At 68.9% G+C, this 20,137-nt stretch carries 24 protein-coding genes; 12 read left to right on the top strand and 12 right to left on the bottom strand.

What is annotated here, in order from left to right; genetic code table 11:
- Positions 1-264: 264 nt before the first annotated feature.
- Entirely contained in the window at positions 265-540 is a 276-nt protein-coding gene (locus AB0F88_RS03945; protein WP_362677074.1) for a hypothetical protein, read from the bottom strand.
- A 382-nt stretch (positions 541-922) separates the two neighbouring features.
- Between AB0F88_RS03945 and AB0F88_RS03940 the strand changes: the two genes are divergently transcribed.
- Positions 923-1,423 carry a GNAT family N-acetyltransferase gene (locus tag AB0F88_RS03940; RefSeq protein WP_362677072.1) on the top strand — a complete coding sequence of 167 codons (501 nt, stop codon included), beginning with the start codon at positions 923-925 and terminating at the stop codon, positions 1,421-1,423.
- A gap of 26 nt (positions 1,424-1,449) precedes the next feature.
- On the opposite strand, the gene AB0F88_RS03935 is transcribed toward AB0F88_RS03940, so the two are convergent.
- Together AB0F88_RS03935 and AB0F88_RS03930 are read right to left on the bottom strand one after the other, a co-directional pair.
- On the bottom strand, positions 1,450-1,767 hold the full coding sequence (locus AB0F88_RS03935; protein WP_362677070.1) for a hypothetical protein: 318 nt from the start codon (positions 1,765-1,767) through the stop codon (positions 1,450-1,452).
- Positions 1,768-2,001: 234 nt separating this feature from the next.
- Positions 2,002-2,775, bottom strand: coding sequence for a neutral zinc metallopeptidase (locus AB0F88_RS03930; protein ID WP_362677068.1), 774 nt, complete (start codon positions 2,773-2,775; stop codon positions 2,002-2,004).
- 100 nt (positions 2,776-2,875) lie between these two features.
- Between AB0F88_RS03930 and AB0F88_RS03925 the strand changes: the two genes are divergently transcribed.
- Entirely contained in the window at positions 2,876-3,352 is a 477-nt protein-coding gene (locus tag AB0F88_RS03925; RefSeq protein ID WP_362677066.1) for a GNAT family N-acetyltransferase, read from the top strand.
- Between the two features lie 134 nt (positions 3,353-3,486).
- Here AB0F88_RS03925 and AB0F88_RS03920 read toward each other — a convergent pair whose 3' ends face one another.
- Positions 3,487-4,410: an AraC family transcriptional regulator gene (locus AB0F88_RS03920; protein WP_362677064.1), complete on the bottom strand. Its 924-nt coding sequence runs from the start codon at positions 4,408-4,410 to the stop codon at positions 3,487-3,489.
- Positions 4,411-4,500: 90 nt separating this feature from the next.
- Between AB0F88_RS03920 and AB0F88_RS03915 the strand changes: the two genes are divergently transcribed.
- A complete protein-coding gene (locus AB0F88_RS03915; protein WP_362677062.1) occupies positions 4,501-5,424 on the top strand; it encodes an NADP-dependent oxidoreductase in 924 nt (307 codons plus the stop codon).
- A gap of 11 nt (positions 5,425-5,435) precedes the next feature.
- A complete protein-coding gene (locus AB0F88_RS03910) occupies positions 5,436-5,711 on the top strand; it encodes a hypothetical protein (protein WP_362677060.1) in 276 nt (91 codons plus the stop codon).
- A 30-nt stretch (positions 5,712-5,741) separates the two neighbouring features.
- Here the strand turns inward: AB0F88_RS03910 and AB0F88_RS03905 are convergent, their stop codons facing one another.
- Positions 5,742-6,278, bottom strand: a complete 537-nt coding sequence (locus tag AB0F88_RS03905; protein ID WP_362677058.1) for a YceI family protein — start codon at positions 6,276-6,278, stop codon at positions 5,742-5,744.
- A 550-nt stretch (positions 6,279-6,828) separates the two neighbouring features.
- Positions 6,829-8,046, bottom strand: a complete 1,218-nt coding sequence (locus AB0F88_RS03900) for an exonuclease domain-containing protein (RefSeq protein ID WP_362677056.1) — start codon at positions 8,044-8,046, stop codon at positions 6,829-6,831.
- 346 nt (positions 8,047-8,392) lie between these two features.
- On the opposite strand from AB0F88_RS03900, the gene AB0F88_RS03895 reads away from it, so the two are divergent.
- Positions 8,393-9,544 carry an HNH endonuclease gene (locus AB0F88_RS03895; protein WP_362677054.1) on the top strand — a complete coding sequence of 384 codons (1,152 nt, stop codon included), beginning with the start codon at positions 8,393-8,395 and terminating at the stop codon, positions 9,542-9,544.
- Between the two features lie 155 nt (positions 9,545-9,699).
- On the opposite strand, the gene AB0F88_RS03890 is transcribed toward AB0F88_RS03895, so the two are convergent.
- Complete coding sequence (locus tag AB0F88_RS03890; RefSeq protein WP_362677052.1) at positions 9,700-10,269, bottom strand: hypothetical protein; 570 nt, start codon at positions 10,267-10,269, stop codon at positions 9,700-9,702.
- Positions 10,270-10,282: 13 nt separating this feature from the next.
- Positions 10,283-11,026: an ATP-binding protein gene (locus AB0F88_RS03885; protein WP_362677050.1), complete on the bottom strand. Its 744-nt coding sequence runs from the start codon at positions 11,024-11,026 to the stop codon at positions 10,283-10,285.
- A gap of 398 nt (positions 11,027-11,424) precedes the next feature.
- On the opposite strand from AB0F88_RS03885, the gene AB0F88_RS03880 reads away from it, so the two are divergent.
- Together AB0F88_RS03880 and AB0F88_RS03875 are read left to right on the top strand one after the other, a co-directional pair.
- On the top strand, positions 11,425-12,282 hold the full coding sequence (locus AB0F88_RS03880; protein WP_362677048.1) for a helix-turn-helix transcriptional regulator: 858 nt from the start codon (positions 11,425-11,427) through the stop codon (positions 12,280-12,282).
- Positions 12,279-12,515: a DUF397 domain-containing protein gene (locus AB0F88_RS03875; protein WP_362677046.1), complete on the top strand. Its 237-nt coding sequence runs from the start codon at positions 12,279-12,281 to the stop codon at positions 12,513-12,515. Before AB0F88_RS03880 ends, AB0F88_RS03875 begins: the two co-directional genes overlap by 4 nt.
- Before the next feature lie 99 nt (positions 12,516-12,614).
- On the opposite strand, the gene AB0F88_RS03870 is transcribed toward AB0F88_RS03875, so the two are convergent.
- The gene (locus AB0F88_RS03870; RefSeq protein WP_362677044.1) at positions 12,615-13,628 is read right to left on the bottom strand and encodes a hypothetical protein; all 1,014 of its coding nucleotides are present in this window, start codon (positions 13,626-13,628) and stop codon (positions 12,615-12,617) included.
- Between the two features lie 202 nt (positions 13,629-13,830).
- Here AB0F88_RS03870 and AB0F88_RS03865 point away from each other — a divergent pair, with 202 nt between their 5' ends.
- On the top strand, positions 13,831-14,067 hold the full coding sequence (locus AB0F88_RS03865) for a nucleoside triphosphate pyrophosphohydrolase (RefSeq protein WP_362677042.1): 237 nt from the start codon (positions 13,831-13,833) through the stop codon (positions 14,065-14,067).
- A gap of 94 nt (positions 14,068-14,161) precedes the next feature.
- On the opposite strand, the gene AB0F88_RS03860 is transcribed toward AB0F88_RS03865, so the two are convergent.
- Both AB0F88_RS03860 and AB0F88_RS03855 read right to left on the bottom strand, forming a co-directional pair.
- Positions 14,162-14,431, bottom strand: a complete 270-nt coding sequence (locus AB0F88_RS03860; protein ID WP_362677040.1) for a 3'-5' exonuclease — start codon at positions 14,429-14,431, stop codon at positions 14,162-14,164.
- Positions 14,432-14,496: 65 nt separating this feature from the next.
- A complete protein-coding gene (locus AB0F88_RS03855) occupies positions 14,497-15,819 on the bottom strand; it encodes a hypothetical protein (protein ID WP_362677038.1) in 1,323 nt (440 codons plus the stop codon).
- 442 nt (positions 15,820-16,261) lie between these two features.
- Here AB0F88_RS03855 and AB0F88_RS03850 point away from each other — a divergent pair, with 442 nt between their 5' ends.
- The 4 genes from AB0F88_RS03850 to AB0F88_RS03835 all read left to right on the top strand — a co-directional run bounded on the left by AB0F88_RS03850 (position 16,262) and on the right by AB0F88_RS03835 (position 19,171).
- On the top strand, positions 16,262-16,708 hold the full coding sequence (locus tag AB0F88_RS03850) for an SRPBCC domain-containing protein (RefSeq protein WP_362677036.1): 447 nt from the start codon (positions 16,262-16,264) through the stop codon (positions 16,706-16,708).
- Positions 16,705-17,058, top strand: a complete 354-nt coding sequence (locus AB0F88_RS03845) for a metalloregulator ArsR/SmtB family transcription factor (protein WP_362677034.1) — start codon at positions 16,705-16,707, stop codon at positions 17,056-17,058. The genes AB0F88_RS03850 and AB0F88_RS03845 overlap by 4 nt, the downstream gene beginning before the upstream one ends.
- A 62-nt stretch (positions 17,059-17,120) precedes the next feature.
- Positions 17,121-17,462 carry a VOC family protein gene (locus AB0F88_RS03840; RefSeq protein WP_362677032.1) on the top strand — a complete coding sequence of 114 codons (342 nt, stop codon included), beginning with the start codon at positions 17,121-17,123 and terminating at the stop codon, positions 17,460-17,462.
- A gap of 485 nt (positions 17,463-17,947) precedes the next feature.
- Positions 17,948-19,171: an MFS transporter gene (locus tag AB0F88_RS03835; protein ID WP_362677030.1), complete on the top strand. Its 1,224-nt coding sequence runs from the start codon at positions 17,948-17,950 to the stop codon at positions 19,169-19,171.
- Positions 19,172-19,268: 97 nt separating this feature from the next.
- Here the strand turns inward: AB0F88_RS03835 and AB0F88_RS03830 are convergent, their stop codons facing one another.
- Positions 19,269-20,120 (bottom strand): SMI1/KNR4 family protein, encoded by an 852-nt coding sequence (locus AB0F88_RS03830; RefSeq protein WP_362677028.1) that lies wholly within the window; start codon positions 20,118-20,120, stop codon positions 19,269-19,271.
- Positions 20,121-20,137 lie beyond the last annotated feature (17 nt).

Genomic DNA, 20,137 nt, shown 5'->3' with positions numbered 1-20,137 from the left:
GTCCACGGCCGGGACCCTTTCACCTGCTGCCGGTCCTGGCACGTCCGACCTTCTGCCCCTCTTCACTGCGTCGTCTTTGTCGTCCAGCTGTCCACGCTCGTCCGGGCAGTTCGTCGTGATGCCTACGTCCTGCTCTGCCCTCGTGGATCCGTTCCTTGCGATGTCAGGAACTCTATCCCCATCACCCGCGGATGTCTACTTCAGCCACTACAGATTTTCGGTATCGGGGAAATGAGAGCCCGCACTCGCGCGCAGTCCGGGAGGTCAGCTGCGGCCGACAGGGGTGGTACCGAACATCAGGGTGCGCCGCCGGACGTCATAGAAGACGGTCCCGGCGCTGGACAACAGTTCTTGAAGATTGTCGGCGTCATCGGGATCCAGCGTCAGCACCTCCTCCCACGCCCCCTGGTCCAGGACGAGTTGCAAGGTATAGCTGCCGGGCCGGCCCGGCTCGCCGGCGACCCAGCTGAACTGGTAGTGGCTGAGCTGGCGGACGACGATGCTGTCGTCGGTGACGGGCTGGCTGGGTTTGGGAGCCATCGGCTTCTCCTGGGAACGTCGTTCACTGGACGGTTTCGGGGCGCCCTGGCGTAAGGCCATCGCCGTCGGGACAGAGCCTGCGGCCGTCGGGACAGAGCCTGCGTGGCCGGGCTCCCCAACCTGGAAGATGCCCGGTCACTCCGCCGTCACTCCGTACGGTGACGCCGCTCTCCTTCAAGATCTTCTTGGCGCGCTTTACCGATTCCGTGCAGTCAGGCGGTGTCGGCCCGGGTGCCGGGCCATGTCGAGGAGACCACTGGCTGGAGTGACATTCTGGTGTCCGGTTCGTGGCGCGCCTTCCGAGCTCCCGCGCCCCCTTTCCCGCGCAGATCCCCGCGGGGATGCCTGTGAAAACGATTTGCGGCTCGTCACTCTGATCAGCATGCTGGACACCATGCTGATCAGAGACGCGACGTCCGCCGACTGGCCGCTGATCTGGCCTTTCCTGCGTGAGATCGTGACCGCCGGTGAGACCTTCACCTGGGATCGCGACGTCAGCGAGGAGCGGGCCCGGGCGATGTGGCTTCTCGAGCACCCGGGACGCACGGTCGTCGCCGTCGACAACGACGGGACCGTTCTGGGCACGGCCAAGATGAACCCCAATCACATGGGGCCCGCCGCGCACATCTCCAGTGCGAGCTTCATGGTCCACCCCGATCACGCCGGACGCGGCGTCGGGCGGACCCTGGGCGAGCACGCCCTGGACTGGGCGCGCGCCGAGGGCTACCGGGCGATGCAGTTCAACGCCGTCGTGGAGACCAACACCCGGGCGGTGGGACTGTGGCGCTCACTCGGTTTCGAGGTGCTGGCGACCCTGCCGGAGGGCTTCGACCACCCGGTCAAGGGCTACGTCGGGTTGCACATCATGTACAGATCCCTCTGAGCGCGCACGTCCGGCGTGTCCGGTGGTCACTCGCCGGGTGAGGGCCGTCCGGCACGGTCGCGGCCGGGCCGGGGCGCGCCGCGTCGCCGGCCACCCGGGAGGACACCGAGGCTCGGCGCCTCGACGTCCTCGACCGTCTCGGTGCGCCCGCCCGCTCCGGGAGGGGGCGGCCGCTCGGCCGCCAGCTGGGCGAGGGCGAACAGCAGGAGCGCGCCGCTGGACCAGTCGGCGCGCTCGCCGCGGCCCAGTTCCACGACGCGCCGCATGACCTCGGCGGGGGCGAGGTCCAGCGCGGTGGCGATGTGCTTGGCGGCCTGCAGAAGCTCGTGGTCCCGGGCCTCCATCAGACCCTCACGAGGCGAGCGGGACGGATCGGGAACGATGGGGGCGCCGGAGCCCGGTCGTGTGGTGACCCGCGCATTTCTCCGTCTCCTCGTCTCCCCGGCTTCGCCTCCGGGGCTGATGACATGTTCTCCGACGGCACACCAGGATGCCCGGTCCCGCCGACCGGTCCGGCGCTCCCGCGGCCGGACGTGCCGCCGGGACACGGGCCCGCGACCGCATTCTCCCCGCGCGGGTCAGGACACCCGGGACGCGGGGGCCGCCCACGTGTCGCAGGCGGCGGGGGAGACCGCCCGGTGGCCGCGTTCGAACCAGCGGAGCCGGTTGGCGCCGGTGCCGTGGGTGCGGTGGCCGTCTTCGTCGCCGCCGGCACGGAGCGCGCCGGACAGCGCCTCCCAGTCCTGTCCGGTGCGGGGCAGCGAGCCTCGTACGCTGCCGAGGAACACGCCCGCCAGGCAGTCGGCCTGGAGCTCGTAGCGGCGGCCGAGTTCGGCCTGGTGGGTGCGGTCGGAGCGGACGCGGGCCTCGTAGTGGTCCCTGACGCCGGTGAGGCTCTGCAGGTGGTGGCCGTATTCGTGGGCCGCCACCTTGAGGGGGTACAGGTCGGTCCGGCCCTCGATCCAGTGGCCGGTGAGCGGGAACACCAGCGTGGCCCGTTCGGTGCAGTAGAAGGCCGCCGCGTTGGCGGGCCAGCGCACCCCGCACACGCGCTGCGCCGGTTCCTCGTAGAAGCGGACCGTGGGCTTGCGGAACCTCAGCCCGGCGCGGGCGAAGTGGGCGGACCACGATGTGTTCAGGCATCTCACGGCCGCCGTCAGATACTCGCGCATCACCGGCACGCCCCTGTCGATGATCGGCGGTTCCTGGCAGGAGGCGGCCGCCAGCTTCCCGGTCCTCAGGAGCGGGCTCTTGGGCGAGGCGGCCTGCGCGACCCCGGACGGCAGGACGGTGAGACACACGGTCGCGAGGAGAGCCCATCGGGTGGCTGCGGAGGCGGCGTGGAGGCGCATGGTCGGACAGCATAGGACTCCCGGCACGCCGGGCCGAGAGGAAACCGGCGAACGAGAACGCGCGCGGAGACCGGGAGAAGTGGATCTGCAGGGTGTCGGCATGTCCTCGTCGCTCCGCCTGGAGAAGATCACACCGGACAACGTCGAAGCCGCGTGCCGGCTCCGGATACGACCCGACCAGGAAGGGCTCGTGGCCCCGGTCGCGTGGTCACTGGCCGAGGCGTACGCGCAACCCGAGATCGCCTGGCCACGCCTGGTCTACGACGGTGAGAAGCTCGTGGGTTTCGTCATGGCCTTCCTCATGGTCCGCTTCGACCCGGACGACCCCGACGACCGGTTCCGCTCGGGACTCTGGCGGCTGAACATCGCCGCCGACCACCAGGGCCGGGGGTACGGCCGCTTCGCCGTGGAGTCCGTGTGCGAGGAGATCAGAAGGCGCGGGCAGTCCCGCGCGACGGTGACCTGGGTTCCGGGAGAGCGCGGACCCGAGCGCTTCTACCTGCGCCTCGGGTTTCGCCCGACCGGGGAGAAGAGCGGAGGGGAGGTCGTCGGCGAACTGGATCCGCCCGGAGCCTGAGCCGGACCTGCCCGGAGCCTGAGGGGGCCACGGCGCGCACGTCGCTCTCGTTGCAAGGCCGGCCTGCACCCCGAGATCACCGGCCTGCCACGGGGGAATCCGGGGCGGTGCTTTCCGGGTACCGCGTACCGGCGTCACCCGGTACGGCGGTATCTGCCGGGGGCGGTGCCGTATCGGCGTTTGAACGCGCCGGCGAAGGCGAACTCCGAGGTGTAGCCGACCCTGGTCGCGATGGTGTGCAGCGGGGCGTCGGATTCCCGGAGGAGCCGGGCGGCGGTGGTCATCCGCCACCAGGTCAGGTAGGTCAGCGGCGGCTGGCCGAGCAGGGCGGTGAAGCGGCGGGCGAACGGCGCCCGGGACAGCCCGGCCTCGGCGGCGAGCATCGCGACGGTCCACGGCCGTGCCGGGTCGCGGTGCATGGCCTGCAACGCGGCGGTGGTGGCCGGGTCGTTGAGCGCCGCCGCCCAGCCCGTGGCCCCGGGGGCCGGCCGCCGGTCGAGCCAGGCGCGCAGGATGTGCAGCAGCAGCGTGTCGAGCAACGCGGGAACGATGGCGTCCGTGCCGAGACGGGGGTGTTCCAGCTCGGTGGCGAGCAGGTCCACGGTGGAACGCAGCTCCGGGTGCCGCCCGAGGTGCGCGGGAAGGTGGATGAGCTCGGGCAGATCGTTCAGTAGCGGATGGGTGAGAGCCCGATCGAGCCGGTAACCGCCGCAGAGCGTCACGGTGGCCGGAGCGTCGCTGCGGGCGGGGACACTGATGTGGCGCTGCGAGAACCGCGGGTCGTCCGGGCCGCAGGCGGGCGCGATCGCCAGGGGAGACGGGCTGTCGGCCAGCGTGTGCCCGTGCCCGTGGGGACGGAACACCACGTCCCCGGCGGCCAGTGGCACCGGGGCGTCACCCGGCCGGATGAGCCAGCACGGCCCCCGCAGGATTATCTGCAGGCCGGCGGCCCCGGGCATGGACGCGAACTCCTGCGCCCACGGGGCGTGCCACGCCACCAGTGCCGAGCTCGGTTGCCCGGTTCGCATGAACGCGATCACGTCGCTGAGTACGTCCATTCAGTCAGGGTATCCTCGGAGAGACGATCAAGTATGAATCAAGGCTTTTAAAGCATGGTTCATCTTCTGGCGTCGCCATAGGTTCAACCTGTGAAAGCCATCCGAATCCACCGGTACGGTGACGCGTCCGTCATTCGCCACGACGACATCCCCCGGCCGGTTCCCGGCCTGGGTGAGGTCCTGATCAGCGTCGCCGCGACCTCGTTCAATCCATCCGACATCGGGGTGCGCCTGGGGCTGCTGCGCTCAGTTTTCCCGATCGCCCTGCCGTACACGCTCGGAGGGGAAGTCGCGGGCACGATCGTCGAGGTCGGCGACGGCGTGCACACCGTCGCCGTCGGCGACCGGGTCATCGGCCGGCTCGACGGCGGCGGTGCCGCGGCCGAGTACGCCGTCGCCGCCGCCGACACCCTCGTCGCGGCGCCCACCGCCGTCCCTCTCGCCCACGCCGCCGCCATTCCCATCGCCGGCCTCACCGCGTGGCAGGCGGTGTTCGAGCATGCGGGCATCACGTCCGGGCAGCGGGTACTCGTCAGCGGCGCGGGCGGCGGCGTCGGCGGGTTCGCCGTCCAGCTCGCCAAGTACGCCGGGGCGCACGTCATCGCCACGGCCGGCCCGCGCAGTACCGAGGCGGTCCGCCGGTTCGGCGCCGACCAGATCGTCGACTACACGACCACGCCCGTCGCCGGCGCGCTGGACGAACCGGTCGACGTGGTCCTCAACCTCGTCGCGGTGGATGCGGGGCAGGTCACACCCCTGGTATCGCTGGTCCGGCCGGGTGGCGTCGTCGTGTCCATCACCGTCCCGGTCGAGGCGCCGGCCGATTCCCGGGTGACCGCGACGCACTTCGTGGCCCGCAACGACACGAGCCACCTCGCCGCCCTGGTCAAGCTCGTCGACATCGGCGCCGTTCTCGTCGACATCTCCGCGTCTCGCCCGCTCACCGACCTGGCCTCGGTGCATCGCGACGCCGAGTCCGGCCGTACCCGCGGAAAGATCATCCTCGTTCCGTGAAGGAGCCCCCGATGAGTACCACGTCCGCTTCCCCGACCACCACGCGGTCGCGCGCCGGTGCCCTTGCGGCCGGAGGCGGTGGTTCCGTGGTGCTTCGTCGGCCGGAGGCGGTGGTTCCGTTCGTGGCCGGAAAGGCTGTCGTGAGTTTGACCACGGGGCTCGAGGACACCGAGCGGGTCACGGTGGCGTTCCCGGTGGCCGTCGGCGCGGCCGAGCAGGGCCGCCCGAACGTGGTGGCCGGCACGCTCGGCGGCCGAAACAATCGGGGGCACCTTCACCTCGTGTGACGTCCACCTCGTGTGACGTCGAAGAGTCCTCTATGTCCCGGTCGGGAAGGCGACGACTTCGAGAGTGATCCCGAGGTGGCGGCCTGTCATGCCCTTCGCCCTGGTCAGGCCGAAGGCGTACCTGTCGACGCTGGTCGTGGCCCGGACTCTCAGGCACCGATCATCGGTGACGACCGGGCCGAGGGTCAGGACCGTCGGCCGTGTCACGCCCCGCACGGTCAGCGATCCCCGCACCTCGGCGCCTTCGGCGGATCGTTCGACGCCGTGGGCGCTGAAGACGATCCCGGGGTGCACGGCGGCGTCGAGGTAGTCCGGGGACCGGACGTGCTCATCGCGCCGCGGGTTGCCGCTTTCGAAGCCGGCCGCCCGGATCACCACGTCCACGGCGGAGTCGCCGACATCGTCGGTGACCAGGATCCGGCCGTGATCGACCGTGAAGGATCCTCGTACGGGCAGCAGGCCGAACACCGCACGTGTCGTGAAGCGGATCGTCGTCGCGTCCGGATCGATGCGGTAAACGCCTGGCGATACCTCGCGCCGATGCCTGAAGTCTGCGTTCTTCATCATGCCGGCCGCTTCCTTCCCTCGATGGCGGACGGCATGGTGGGCGCCGTCACCTGGCCCGAGGAGCGCTCACGAACGCCTGCCACCTCGATGACCTTCATGAGGACGACGGTAGAAAATCCGGCTCACCGCCGGAATCCGACTACGTGCACACCTCGGGTGTGGCCAGGTACACCCCCCGAGACGGCGAGATCGCCGTGGAGACCCTCGTCCCCGTTGGACGAGTTCGCCTTGTTCTCCCAGCGGCGAACGGCGTCACGGGTACGGCCTGCAGGACGTCGTCGAAATCGAGCGAGTCGGCGATGACGCCGGTGTCGAGCGTCACGGTCGGCGCCCGTCATCCCCGGCTCTCGCGGCTCGCCTCGACGTCCACGGCCTCGGTGAAGCCGGGAATGGTGCAGATCACACTGTTGAGACGGCAGTGGTGTCGCCGGAATCAGCCGGCCGGGAAGTCCGGAGCCGGGAGGCGACGAAAGCGCTACGCGCGACGAGTCTGGAGCCGCCACATGGATGTTTCCGGTGATCATGGCTGTCCGTGCCAGGTCGGACGTTCTCAGAGAAGCATGCCGTTGAACGCATCCGGGGTGACGATGGGGATGCCGTAGGCGCGTGCCTTACGGGCCTTACCGGAGAGGGTGTCGGGATCGGCGGCTACCAGTAGCCGGACCTTCTTCGTGATGTTGGGATGTGGAACGTAACCGGCCTGTCGGGCGAGGGCCTCCCAGGTTTCGCGACCGCCGTCCATCTCGCCGGTGAACACCACCAGGTCACCGGTGGCCAGTTTGAAGCGAGAGGGCATGGAGGGGTGCTCCCGCGTCGCGCGGGTGAGTGCCCTGTCGACTGATTCGCCGGGCAGGCCGAGCAGGGTGGCGACGAGGTCCAGTTCCCGTCGTTCGGAGGTGGTGACGATGCCGTCGGCCAGGGCGGCGTGCGCGAGCGCGGTCAAGTAGTCGTGGTGCAGTCGTTCCACATCGGTGCGGGTAAGTCCGAGATCGACGGCGAGCTGGACGAGGGCGTCGGCTTCGGCGGCGGAGATGTGCTGGTCCAGCAGAGCCCGATCGAGCAGGGCGAGATAGGAATCTGCCATCACGGGCTGAGGTACGCGGGGGAGCCGGTCGAGGATGCGGGCCAGGAAATGGCTGTCGCGTTCGGTGGAGACGCCGCGCCGTACCCAGGGTGTTCCGGTGCCGGGGAGCGTGGGCCAGGAGGTCCGCGCCGCGGTGGCGAGCAGGGGGTGCCATGGGTGGGCGGTACCCGCCAGGGCGAGGTAGTGGCGCAGGAGGCCGGCGGCGGCGCGGGCGTCGACGAGCGCGTCGTGGTGGCCCTCGAGCGGAATGTCGGCCACGGCGCAACAACCGGCGAGATTGCGCGGGGCGTGGGGGAGGAAACGTACGGCTTCCGCCATGGTGCATACACCGAGGTCGTGGCGGAGCGGCGCGACCACGCCGAGCCGTTGGAACTCGTAGCTCAGGAAGCCGAGGTCGAAGGGGAGATTGTGGGCCACCGGGACGCGTCCGTGCAGCAGGGTGGCCAGTGTCGCGGCGATGTCGTCGAAGGTGGGGGCGTGACGAACGTCGGCGGCGTTGATGCCGTGGACGTGCTGCGGGCCGAGGTCGCGCCCGGGATTGACCAGGGTGCTCCACTCGCCGGTGATCTGACCGGCGGCATCGAGGTGCACGATGCCGATCTCGATGATCCGGTCGTGCCGGGAGGGGCGCAGGCCCGTGGTCTCCAGGTCGACGACCGCGTAGCCAGGTGAGCTGTTGTGCATCCGGGCGCCTTCCTTCAGTGCTCGTCTGCCTGGACGATCGCACGTAAGGCTCGAATGGGCAGTGCGAACGAGCAGAGTGTGATGCCTTCGTAGCAGGACGAATCGGCCCTCCCGGCCCTCTCCGTCAGGCCCCTCCGATGCAAAAGGCCGGCACGTTGCACAGGCGTGAGGCACGGTTCGATCTTGCTGGAGGGCTCTCTTGCCCGACCTCGGTTCCGGGCTTTCCCTGCTCCACCGGGAACGGCTGGTCCCCGCAAAGGATTTCGGCCGGCGCCTCCGTTGGCCGGAAGTGCGATTTCACCTGAAATCAGCGGAAGTTTCGGTGATACCTGCATAGGCTCGTGGGGTGGCGCTTTCCGATCTTCGACGTGAGATGGTGCTCGCCGCCATCGACGAGTTCGACAAGCTGGGCCGCGACGCTTTTCTCAAGGAGTACGGCTACCGGCCCGCCCTCGGCTACTTCCTCCTTCACGACGGCAGGCGGTACGACTCCAAGGCGATCGCCGGAGTCGCTCACCGCGGAGTCGGCGGCAGGCCTCTGCGCCCTGACGAGTTCTCCGGCAGGAACGCCACCGTCGCCCGGGTGCTCGGAGTACTGGGCTTCGAGGTGACGAAACCGGGGCAGGCTGCCAAGGTGGACTCCATCGAAGACCTTCTGCGGAAGGTCGAGTCGCTCAAGCCCGCCGTGTCTCCCGCGACCGGTGCGCAGAAAAGGCATCAGCCGTTGACCCTGCTCTGGGTGATCGGCCGCGCGGCCCAGGGCAAGCCACGCCTGCGGCGGTGGGAGAGCACCTACCGCGAGCTCGGGCGGCTCATCGAGGAGTTCGGTCTCGAGGAGGACCGGCCCAATCCGGAGTTCCCCGTGCTGTGGCTTCACCACCACGGCCTCTGGGATCTGCCCGGCCACACCGACGTGCCGGCCGCCAGCGGTCGGCACGCGCAGAAGTGGATGAAAGAGCACCAGCCGGACAGTGGCCTGCGGCCGTGGGCGCATGAGATCATCACCGCCCGGGAGGACATCCGGGCACGGATCGTCGTGAGGCTGCTCAGCGCTTATTTCCACGGCGTCGACCACGACAGGCTTCTCACCAGGATCGGACTGGACTCGGTGTCCTCTCCGCCCAGCCGTCGCGAGGCCGTCGTGGAGCGCGTCATCCGCGACTCCCTGCTCGCCGAGCAGATCAAGCGCGCGCACGGCTTCCACTGCCAGATCTGCGGCGACCGTCTCGCTCTCCACCGGGGCTTCTACGCCGAGGGGGCGCACATCCGCCCGCTCGGAAAGCCGCACAACGGCCCCGACGAGCCCGGCAACCTGCTATGCCTCTGCCCCAACCACCACGTCCTGTTCGACCGAGGGATGATCACCGTCCAGGCCGACCTCACGACGACGGACACGGCATCCGGTGTCTCGCTCGGCCATCTCCGAGTCATCCAGAACCACGAGATCAGCCAGGATCACCTCGACTACCACCGGCAGGTCATCGCAAAGCAGAGCTGAGCCCGGGTTCTTCCTTTCCGCGCCGAGCCGGAGGCGACGGGCACCCACGACTCACCGGTTCGCACCGCTCTGGTTGGAACACCCTGAGGAGGTCGGCGGGGGCTCTGTCCTGTGCGAACGACTGAGGGGGTCCGCTCTCCCCGGCTCGGCCGCCGCTAGTCGCACGAGTCGCAGGCGCCGGTTGACGGAAGCTGCACGAAACAACGGGGACAGAGCCGGGGAGGACTCTCGGTGCGTACGCGTTGACGCTCGACGGCGGCCTGATACAGCGGGGCGAGCGCGGGAACGCCGCCATCGGCGGGCAGGACCCCACCGAAGCGCCGGTAGCACTCCAGCCGGGCGCGAGCGGCGTGCTGCTCGCGATCCGGAACGCTGTCCGCAGCCGGCTCTCCGGCGATCTCGAGAACCTCCTTGTAGCCCTCGCCCACCATGCCGTCGTCGGTGCGCACCACCAGGGCGGTGAGCTGCGGGTCGCCGCGGCGATGAGCCTCCCGCACCACCTTGCTCAGAACGGTTCCGATCCAGTTGTGGAGCAGGGTCCTGGTGCGGATGCCAGTCCTCTCCTGGATCCTCTCGGCGAGTTCCTTGTAGGTGATGACCGCGTGATACGTGCGCGCCACATCGACGAGCAGGGGATAGGCCTCACGGGCCCAGATCTCCCGGGCCTCCGCCGCCGTCACGGGGGTGCCGTCGGACACGCGCCAATAGCCAGGTTGCGACTGCATAGTTCTCCGAGGTTCACCGTGCGTCCAGCCGTCCGGCGTCATCCTTCCGCACGCCGCGCGCGTACGTCATGAACTTGCCCGAGCTGTCATCGACGCCGGCCGCGTGGTGCGGGCCATCAAAGCTTTCTACGTGCAGGTTGGGCGTTGCCGCTTCATAAGAGGTGGGAGGCCGGTGTCCCGGACGGGAGTGAGATGGGGTCCGTGGACGCCGGTCTCCGTGTGCGGTCCACGCTCGGCACGGGGGAGCCGTGAGCGTGGACCGGCTCCGGGGTCGGGGGGATCGGGGGACGATCCCGGCTGCCCCGGAGGTCGGGGCGTTCAGGGGTGCCGGTGCCGCTGGGCGGGGAGGTCGAACCAGACGGCGGTGCCGAGTTGGCCGGTGCCGCACAGGCGGGTCCACTGGGTGCCCGCAGCGTCCGTGGGTGAGTTCGGCGACGATGCGCAGGCCCCGGCCGCCGAGTTCGAGGTCGTCGACGCGCTCGGGGACGGGCGGGGGGCGGTGCAACAGGTGCTCGATGAGGGTGGTTCCGGCTCCGGCGTCGACGACCTCGGCTCTGACCGGAAGGCCGTGGTTGTGCAAGAGGCGGAGCTCGTAGGGGCCGGGGGCGTAGCGGGTGGCGTTGGTGACCAGCTCGGAGACGACGATCTCCAGCTCGTCGAGCACATCTGAGTCCAGGGGCAGTTTGGCCAGCCGGTCGCGGAACAGTTCCCGGGCGCGTCGGGCCGCGTTGCCGGGAGGCCGGCACCAGGCGGTCATCCGGAAGCGTTTGTGTGGTCTGTCGTATTTGCAGGGATCCGGAACGTGCTCGATGAGCATCGTTGCTTCTAACGGATGGGACTGGGGGCTGCCCTGAGATCAGGTCGGCAGACGCTCTGCGGGCTCGCTTGGGTTTCACTCCGGTGAGGAAGCGTGAGGTCAACGGTGCCTTCGGGATCGGTGGCGCACCGGGGACGTCTCCGCGAAGACATACAGACAAAGCCGAAGATCATGTCTTTCTGTGACTGCACGAACACTCATTGCTGTCACGCCTCGATGATGCGGTGCAGGCCACCCTTTAGGCAAGTCATTCTCATAAGAAAGACTTTCCTCCGAGGAGGATGGCATTTCCTTGCCCCGTCCTGAGCACTACGCTCCCCACGAGGAAGGAGGTGACCATGCCCGTCGAACCCACGCCGCGACGCCGACGCCTGGGCGCGGAACTCAGGCGCATCCGTGAGGCCCTCGGCTGGACCCAGGAGGAGGCGGCAGGCCACCTCGGCTACCAGTCCCTCTCGACGGTCAGCAAGATCGAAAACGGACTGCAAGGGCTCAGGATCCAGCAGCTTCCGCACTTCTTCGAGGTCTTCGGCATCACCGACACCGCCCTGAGGGAAGCACTTCGCGACCTCGTACGCCGAGCCGGTGAAGCCGACTGGTGGCAGCGCTACGAAGGCGTGGTCGACGACCCGCTCGGCGACTACCTCTCCCAGGTCGAGAACGCCGATGCCCTGTTCGTCTTCAACCCCCTCGCCGTCCACGGCCTTCTCCAGACCCCGGACTACGCTCGCGCGGTGACCGAGGGCAGCAGAGTCTGGAAGACGCCGGAAGACATTGACCGCTTCGTGGCGCTACGGCTGGAGCATCAGCGCACCATGCTGGAGCGCCGACCTCCACTGAAGATCTGGGTCGTGCTTCCGGAGGGCCTGCTGCGTCAGGAAGTCGGCGGACGGGCCTGCATGCGCGCCCAGATCGAGCACCTGATCCACCTCGCCCGCACCAACCCCGCCGTCACGATCCAGGTCCTGCCGTTCTCCGCCGGAGCCCACGCGGGAATGGACGGCCCGTTCATGTTCATGTCGTTTCCCGCCGGTCGCGACCTCGTATGCATCGAGTCCCTGCGCGCCTCCCTGCACCTGAACGAACCCGAGACCGTCGAGCTCTACCGCACCACCAGCGACCTGCTGAAGTCCGACGCACTCTCCCCGAAGGCATCGATACCGCTCCTCACCGCGATCGCCAAGGACCCCTCATGAACAAGAACGCCCTCGACCCCGACTGGATCGAAACTCAGCTTCGCGACGCCCGCTGGCACACCAGCAGCCTCAGCAGCGGCGGCACCAACTGCGTCCAGATCGCCTTCCTGGACCAGGGCATCGTGGCCCTGCGCGACTCCAAGAACCCGGAGAAAGCTCCGCACCTGTTCACCGACGCCGAGTACGACGCCTTCACCGGCGGCATCGAACGCGGGGAACTCCGACGTCCTTGAACGTGACCGGTCGTCGCCCGCGATCCGGCGTTCTACCCGCGAGAAGGGCTCCAACCGGGGAAGCCCTCGACGGCCGGCCCCTCACCGTGGACAGGCGCGTCAGAGGAGGTCGCGTACGTGCTGGATGAACGTGAACCACTGGCCCGGCCGGGTTCCTTTGAATCCGTTGCGCTCCAAGGTCAACTTCAGGGTCTTCTTGAGCGGGTGCGGTGACCGCATAATGGCTTCGTTTCGCTGCGCCAGCCTGAGTATTTCCGCTGCGGTGGGTGGCCGGTTGCTCTTCTGGCCGTTGCACCATGCGTGTGTGGGGGCCAGGTTCCAGACCGCGTCCAGGTCCGGTGCCGTGCCCCCGCCTCCGGGGCGGAGAAGCCTCATGAACGAGTAAGGGAACACGTGGTCGACGGCGATGACGTCGATGCCCAGGGTGATGGGTTCCGCGCAGATCATGCAGAGACCGTGCTGGAAGCCGATGACCGCATCCGTGACGCCGGTGACCGATCGGCGGCGCCGCCTGTCGGTGATCTGCAGGGTGGTCATGTCCACGGCGACACCCTCATCGATCAGGCTGCGGCCGATCCCGGCGGCGAAGGACGTCTCCACGATGCTCCAGCGGGCCGACAGCTCGCCCCGCAGGGTCGAAGCCTGCTCTGATCGGGCGATATCGCTGAGTTCCTTGCTCAGCCGGACGATCTGTTCGTGGGAACGGCCCGTCACCTCGTAGAAGCGGTGCGGCACCTCCGCTCCTTCGCCGCGCAGGTTGTGGAACTTCCGCATCACCATCCTGGGCATGGAGTCGACAGCCGCCGCCAGTAGTTCTTCGGTGGGGCTCCCGAGCCTGAGTGACTCCGCGGCCTCTCGCTCGGCCACCGAGAGGAAGTCCTTCTCTCCCCGTTCGCCCTTCTGGGATACCTGTGGCGCCTGGCCGAGATGCCGTACCAGCCCCATCGCGTACGGCGCCGCCAGATCCCGGAGCAGGATCTCCGACCGGCCTTCGGCTGCGGCGTCCAGGAGGGCGGCACCGAGGGCGAACTTGTAGGTACGGCTGTTCGCCCCCATCAGCACGGCCACGCGCCACGAGGAGCGTGGGCTCCGCTCCCAGTGAGAGAAATCCATCCGCCGCCGCCCTTGGTGTGCATTTGCCGAAATACAGGCTATTTTCACCGCTCGTGTAGGGAAGCGCGCACGGAGGAGGAGACCGGTAGTCTCTGGGCTTTCCGAAGGAAGCCGTACGTGCGCGAAGGGGCGGTCTGAGGTGGGGAAACTCGTGCGGGACAGGATTCCGGAGATCATTCGTGAGGGTGGCGGGGAACCGGTGGTGACCGTTCTCGGGGACGCCGAGTATCGCGAGGCTCTGCTGGAGAAACTGTTCGAGGAGGCGGCGGAACTGCGCGAGGCTCCGGCGGACGGGGTGGCGGAGGAGATCGCCGACGTGCTCGAAGTCCTGCGGGCCCTCGCCCATGTTCACGGGTACGAGTGGCGGGACATCGAGAAGGTCGCGGAGGTCAAACGCGCCGAGCGGGGTACGTTCCTCGAACGGCTCTACCTAGGCTGAGAGTTCGGCCGAGCAGACCCTCTGCCTCAGGGGCGACAGGTAGGGCGATGGAAGACAGCGCTGCGGTAGCCGCGAGGGACACCAACCGGAGTGCTCAGAACAGGGGCAACGTCTGCTCGGCGTCGCCCAGCGGCGGGGCCAGGCTGAGCGCGTCGTCGGTCAGGCCGGGTGAGGACCAGGGGCGGTGTTGGACGCGTCGGCCGGGGTTCACCGTCGAGTTGTAGGCGCCTCGCATGTCCGGGCGCCCGTCGACCAGCGGGACGACTCCGACCTCCAGGATCAGCTCGTGCTCATGGTCCTGGCCGCCGGTGCCCTCGAGGTCGAAGGCGACCAGGGGCGCGGTGGTCCATGGCTGGTCGTGCATGGCATGGCTCTCCTGCGTCGATTGTCCTCAAGGCGGGCCACGGCGAGCCGGTCCCGAGTCTGGTCTCAGCCGGGTGGTGTCTCGCGCGCCCACCGGGGCGGCTCTCGCCTGGCGGCTTCGATCGCCGCGCGGGTGGGACGTCCGACCGAACCGGGGACCCGGTCGAGGGGGACGCCGAGCGCCTCGGCCCAGAGGCTGCGCCAGGAGAGGCGCCGAGAGGCTTTCCGCTCGGCGCGGTGACGGCGACGTTCGGCCTCCGCCCGGGCCGCGGCCTCGTCCCACAGCCACGGCGGGGTTTCCCTGAGCAGTCTCGCGACGTGGTCGGCCGTCCAACGGCCGCTTGCCGGGCGGAGCCGCCGGATCACGTCGGCGGGTATACCGAACATCTCGGCCACGGACTCGTCGGACAGCCGGGAGGCGGCTCGGGTGGCCTGGTCGACGGCGGCTCGCTCGGCTCGGCGCCGCTGGGACGCCTCTTCGACGGCACGCCGCTCCTCCGCGTGGACGGCTCGTTGCAACTCCACCTCCGCCCGCGCCCGCAGCAGCCAGGGAGGGGGTGAGGAGACCGCCTCGTGGAGGAGGGGCGACAATAGGTGGCCGCCGAACCGGGGCAGCTGGGCCGGGATCATCTCAATGGGCACACCCAGCTCCCGTTCCGCGTCCCGGGGTGAGACCAGGAGACGCACAAGCTCCGCTGACCTCGGGGTGAGTTCGGCGAGCATCGTCTCCAGTTCGGCGCGAGGGAGGCGGGCATCGCGCAGGATCTCGGTGAGTGGTGGGACGCGGGGGTCCGCCATGCGGTGGAGGGGTCTGAGGGGCCCCGGCCAGACGCCGGCGGCGACCATCAGCGCTGCGGTCCACAGGAGGACCCGCACGCAGTCCGCGTCGGGGGTGGGCTTGGTCGCCTCTATCTCCGCACGCGCCGCGACGGTGCGCGCGAGGTTCAGCTTGCGGGTCTGAACGGCCTTCCTGGCGCCCTCGGAGCGGGAGACCATCCGCGCGGCCGCGCGTAGCTCGGCGCCCGCGTGGACGTGGTCGGCCAGAGCGTCCACGTCAGCGGCACGGTAGTAGCGGACGGTGAGGATCTGGCCGTACTTCCGGATCTCCTCGGTGGCCACGGGTGCCAGACCGGCGGCGGTGACGATCCGTTTGAAGCGGTCGATCGAGACGCCGAGCCTGGCCGACGCCTCGGTGACGGTGCAGCGCCGCTCCGCGGCGAGTGACCGCCGGAAGTGCTCGACGTCGGCTTCGGCCGCCCTGACGGAGACGGGGTCGAAGGTCCGGTCGGGAAAGCGCCGGAGCAGGCCGGTCGTGGCCGCGAGCTCGATCTCCCAGACGCTGAGCCCGAGCGACTTCCGGACCGCGTTCCTGCCCAGGCCCCGTGCCATGCCCACCTCCCGTGTCGGTGGTCAGTGTGCCGGGCCGCTACGACATTTCAATGAGTCGTCACTCGGAGGCGGAGAGTGATCAAGATGTTGTTGTCGCAGACGGCGTCATCCCGTAGACCGCCGCTATCGGTGATGGCGGTTCTGTGTCCGGGGTGGATCTTCGCCATCGGTTTAACCGGCGAACATCGCCGGGGCGGCTGCCGACTCGCCGCCGGTAGTGGGCTCGGGGAAGTTCTCCTCGTTTGAACTACGCAGAACCCTGGCGACCGTCCCCGACCGCCCCCAGCCGTCCCCGACCGCCCCCAGCCGTCCCCAGCCGTCCCCAGCCGTCCCCGATCGTCCGGCGTCCTCGACTCTCGTGCAACGAGTAGGTTGCACGACGATCGATCGAGGTGCAACAATCTGGTTGCACGTTAATGTCGTCGCGTGAAGGAGTTTTCTCATGTTCGAAGATCGGATCGAGCGCGACACCCTGATCGGCGCCTCGATCGAGCGCGTCTGGTCGTTGGTCTCCGCACCCGGCTTCTGGGTGGCCGAACCGGAGAGCATCGAGGGCACCACCGCTGTCGAGGGCGAGTCGACGGTGGCCAGGAACTCGGAGCACGGTGATTTCCCGGTGCGCGTGGTGAAGGTCGAGCCGCAGTCGTACATCGCCTACCGCTGGGCTCCCGCCTCCCCTGGCCAGGAGCTGACCGAGGGCAACAGCACCCTCGTGGAGTTCACGCTGTCCGCCGAGGGTGACAAGACCCGTCTCACCGTGGTCGAGAGCGGCTTCGCCGCGCTGGCCGTGTCCGAGGAGGTGCGCGCCAAGACGATCGAGGATCTTTCCAGCGGCTGGCCGCAGGTCCTCAACGCGGCGAAGAAGCGCGTCGAAGAGTCGACCGTGTGAGGGCGGAATCCGATGACACGGGAAAGGAGGTCAGCGGCGTTCTCGTCGCGCTCGCCGACCCCATCCGTCGCGGACTGCTCGACCTCCTCGCCGAGCTGGGCGAGGCCACCGCGACGACGCTCGCCGAGCAGTTCCCCGTCTCCCGGCAGGCGATCGTCAAGCACCTCGCCGTCTTGGACGCCGCCGGACTTGTCACCGGCAGCCGGGTCGGGCGCGAGGTGAGGTACTCGCTGAGACCCGAGAGCCTGGACGCCGCCACGCGGTGGATGTCCTCGCTCGCGGCCGACTGGGACCGTCGACTGGCGGCCATCAAGCGCACCGCTGAGGCAGCGGAACGCGATTTCACGTAGCACCGGAACGCGCGGCGATAGCCGCTGCCATGACCTGTGATCACACAGCAAGGAGATTCGACATGACGACGCTGAAGCCCGGAAGCATGCTGCTCGGCACGACCCGTCCCGACGAACTGCGTGCCTGGTACATCAAGGCACTGGCGCCGGAGTTCACCGGCGACGGCCCGATCGACCTGGGCGGCTTCCTGCTGGTCGTCGACGGGCGCGACGACGTCGAGGCGAAGAACAGCGAACCGGGCCGCGCGATCATCAACTTCCACGTGGACGACTTCGACGCCGTGGAGGCCCAGCTGAATGCGGCCGGCGTGGAGTGGATCTCGGTCGAGGACCGGGAGAAGGGAAAATTCGGCACGTTCGCCGACCTCGACGGAAACTACCTCCAGGTCATCGAGTGGAAGTAGGACCCTGAGACCAGACGTCCTCTCGATGAACGGGTCTGAGGGGTCCCCGCGGCAGTAGGGCGACGGCACCCCGTATCGATGTGTGACGAACGATCTGAAACACCCCGTAACGGCGCTGTATTTCATGATCACCGGCGTGTTACGGGTAGGCCGTGCTCCACCCCGGTGGAGTACGGCCGGTCGCGCCCGGTGGAGTACGGCCGGTCGCGGGAGACAGCCGGGTGGGCCGAGTACGGCCGGTCGCGGGAGACCGTCGGGTGGGCTGAGTGCGGCTACTGCCCAGTCGCCCCGGTGTTAACGACAAAACCGGCCGGCCGATCAAACGAACTCTGATCACCCATGGCCACTGAACGTGACCAAATCCCTTGGACCCATTCGTCCCGTGAGGAACAGGACGTGGCAATCCTCGGTCACGTCGAGCACACGGGTCAGCCGACCCGTTCGCTGCGACGACTCCACGCAACACGACATAAGGAAGAGCGCACATGAGCATCCAGCAAACGGCCTTGAGCCCAGCCAGGACCAACCTGGCCCTGGCCACGCTGTTCTTGGGAATGTTCGTACTGGGCAGTGGCGAACTGCTCGTAGTCGGCGTGCTGGACCGGATCGCCGCCGATCTCCAGGTGACCATCCCCTCGGCCGGCCACCTGGTGACCGTGTACGCGCTGGGCCTTGCCATCGGTGGTCCGATCCTGACCGCGCTGACGATCAAACTGGAAAAGAAGATCGTCCTTGTCGGCGCGGTCGCGCTGTTCATCGCGTGCAACCTGGTCGCGGTACTGACCCACGTATACGGCCTGTTCCTCCTGCTGCGCTTCCTCATCGGTTCGTTGCAGGGCTTGTTCATCGCGGGTGCGTTCATTGCGGCCATGTCGATCGTCCCGCCGGAGCGCATGGGCAAGGCGATCGGGATCGTCGTCTCCGGTGTCGCGATATCGGGGGCGCTCGGCTTGCCGCTGGGCACACTGGTCGGTCAGACCCTCGGTTGGCGCGGCTCGTTCATGGCGATCGTCGCGGGCGCCGTGGTGACACTGATCGGCACCGTGGCACTGATCCCGTCCGTGCCGCCCGCCGGCGCCGGTGCAGGCCACCAGGCCAGGTACGCTTTCGCCCCCAGGGTGCTCGCCGTGCTGTTCCTGAACTTCATCGTGTTCTCGGCGGTGTTCGCGGCGCTGACCTACCTCGTGCCGTTCCTGCAGAGGGTCACCGGCATCTCCGGAGCCATGCTGAGCGTGTTCCTCCTGGCCTACGGCGGGGCCACAGCGGTCGGCTCGTTCAGCGGCGGCAAGTTCGCCGACCGGAACGCCGGAGGCACCCTGATCATCGGGTCCATCGGCATCGTGGTCTCCCTGCTGGCGCTCTACTTCGTCGGCTCGATCGCGTGGCTCGTCGCGCTCGTGTTGCTCGCCTTGGGGTTGTCCTTCTATGGCATCGTGCCCTCGCTGCAGGTGCGGGTGATCGTTCTGGCCGGTCCCGGTGGCCAGCTCGCGCAGTCGTTGCCTGTCTCCGCGGCCAACGTCGGTATCGCGTTCGGCGCGTTCGCCGGTGGTGTCGCGATCAACGACTACAGCGTTTCCGCCACCGTGATCATCGGTCTGATCCTCTCCCTGGTCACTGTCGCGGTCGCCTGGGGGACCAGCCTCCTGAAGCCGCCGGTGGTCGAGGAGTCGTTGCCGGCAACCGCCCGATCCGTGCGCGAACCCGCGTAAGACAACCCGTCAGACCACTTCTCGCACGTACCAAGACACCCGCAAGATGAGGATGACATCACGGGGCGCACGGCCGGGGACCGTCGTCGGAGCCCGGTCAGCCGGCGGCGATCGCGTCGAAGCGGGGTGCGTCGGTGGCGTGTCCCCAGCGGCGGCACTCCCAGGCCAGGCGCCGGGCGCGGAGCCGTAGCGCGACGGGGGTGCGGTCGGCGGGACGTGGGTGGCCTGCCGATCGAACTCCTCTTCCGAGCGGGGCGTCGGCGCGCAGGACCTCCTCGGCGGCCGAGGGGTCACCGGCCAGCACCCGAAGGAGAGCGCGGCGTATGTAGCCGAAGTCGTCGTCGGGGCAGCGCGCGATGTGCTCCTCGGTCGCCGTGCACGCGTCGTCCAGACGGCTCTGCGTCAGAAGCAACTCGACGCGCAGGCGGTGCAGCCACGACCTGTCGTACCACCAGCCGTTCCGCGGGATCGCGTGTTCCACGGTGGTCAGGGCGTCGGCGATCCTGCCTTCCTCGCGCAGGAGCACGGCCTCCGCGAGCGCGAGGCATACGGCTTCGTGGTCCCCCTCGGCGCCGGCCGCGTGGGCCCGGGCGAGCAGGTCGCGGGCGTCGCCGTCGCGGCGTTCGTAGAGGGCGAGGTAGCCCTCGTCGTCCGTGGGCGGCTCCCACTCCTCCGTGAACGGGAACGGGCCGAACCGCGTCCAGGAGCCGGCCGGCCGCACCCCGTGCACCCCGTAGTACGGGCCGGCGCCGCCGTTGCCGAGCCGGGTCAGGAACGTGCGGTAGTCGGCAGGGAAACGCACCCCTATCCGCGTCTCGACGTCCTCCAGCGTGGCCTCGTCAAGCGGCGGCTTGAACCGGTAGCGGTGCTCGCGGGCGCCGAAGAGGTCGAGGTCCGTGTCGTACTCGCGGAGCGCGTCGATGCCGCGCCGGATGACGTCCAGATCCACAGCGGCACCCTACCCGG

The organism is Streptosporangium sp. NPDC023963 (assembly GCF_040639135.1).
In the GTDB taxonomy this organism is placed as follows: domain Bacteria; phylum Actinomycetota; class Actinomycetes; order Streptosporangiales; family Streptosporangiaceae; genus Streptosporangium.
Note: the sequence above shows the minus strand (reverse complement) of the source record. Positions and strands in the feature narration are given on the sequence as shown.

Bases quoted from the DNA above. Each gene is read 5' to 3' on its own strand.
- AB0F88_RS03945 (WP_362677074.1), bottom strand. From the start codon at position 540: ATGGCTCCCAAACCCAGCCAGCCCGTCACCGACGACAGCATCGTCGTC.
- AB0F88_RS03940 (WP_362677072.1), top strand. From the start codon at position 923: ATGCTGGACACCATGCTGATCAGAGACGCGACGTCCGCCGACTGGCCG.
- AB0F88_RS03935 (WP_362677070.1), bottom strand. From the start codon at position 1,767: ATGGAGGCCCGGGACCACGAGCTTCTGCAGGCCGCCAAGCACATCGCC.
- AB0F88_RS03930 (WP_362677068.1), bottom strand. From the start codon at position 2,775: ATGCGCCTCCACGCCGCCTCCGCAGCCACCCGATGGGCTCTCCTCGCG.
- AB0F88_RS03925 (WP_362677066.1), top strand. From the start codon at position 2,876: ATGTCCTCGTCGCTCCGCCTGGAGAAGATCACACCGGACAACGTCGAA.
- AB0F88_RS03920 (WP_362677064.1), bottom strand. From the start codon at position 4,410: ATGGACGTACTCAGCGACGTGATCGCGTTCATGCGAACCGGGCAACCG.
- AB0F88_RS03910 (WP_362677060.1), top strand. From the start codon at position 5,436: ATGAGTACCACGTCCGCTTCCCCGACCACCACGCGGTCGCGCGCCGGT.
- AB0F88_RS03905 (WP_362677058.1), bottom strand. From the start codon at position 6,278: ATGATGAAGAACGCAGACTTCAGGCATCGGCGCGAGGTATCGCCAGGC.
- AB0F88_RS03900 (WP_362677056.1), bottom strand. From the start codon at position 8,046: ATGCACAACAGCTCACCTGGCTACGCGGTCGTCGACCTGGAGACCACG.
- AB0F88_RS03890 (WP_362677052.1), bottom strand. From the start codon at position 10,269: ATGCAGTCGCAACCTGGCTATTGGCGCGTGTCCGACGGCACCCCCGTG.
- AB0F88_RS03885 (WP_362677050.1), bottom strand. From the start codon at position 11,026: ATGACCGCCTGGTGCCGGCCTCCCGGCAACGCGGCCCGACGCGCCCGG.
- AB0F88_RS03880 (WP_362677048.1), top strand. From the start codon at position 11,425: ATGCCCGTCGAACCCACGCCGCGACGCCGACGCCTGGGCGCGGAACTC.
- AB0F88_RS03875 (WP_362677046.1), top strand. From the start codon at position 12,279: ATGAACAAGAACGCCCTCGACCCCGACTGGATCGAAACTCAGCTTCGC.
- AB0F88_RS03870 (WP_362677044.1), bottom strand. From the start codon at position 13,628: ATGGATTTCTCTCACTGGGAGCGGAGCCCACGCTCCTCGTGGCGCGTG.
- AB0F88_RS03860 (WP_362677040.1), bottom strand. From the start codon at position 14,431: ATGCACGACCAGCCATGGACCACCGCGCCCCTGGTCGCCTTCGACCTC.
- AB0F88_RS03855 (WP_362677038.1), bottom strand. From the start codon at position 15,819: ATGGCACGGGGCCTGGGCAGGAACGCGGTCCGGAAGTCGCTCGGGCTC.
- AB0F88_RS03850 (WP_362677036.1), top strand. From the start codon at position 16,262: ATGTTCGAAGATCGGATCGAGCGCGACACCCTGATCGGCGCCTCGATC.
- AB0F88_RS03840 (WP_362677032.1), top strand. From the start codon at position 17,121: ATGACGACGCTGAAGCCCGGAAGCATGCTGCTCGGCACGACCCGTCCC.
- AB0F88_RS03835 (WP_362677030.1), top strand. From the start codon at position 17,948: ATGAGCATCCAGCAAACGGCCTTGAGCCCAGCCAGGACCAACCTGGCC.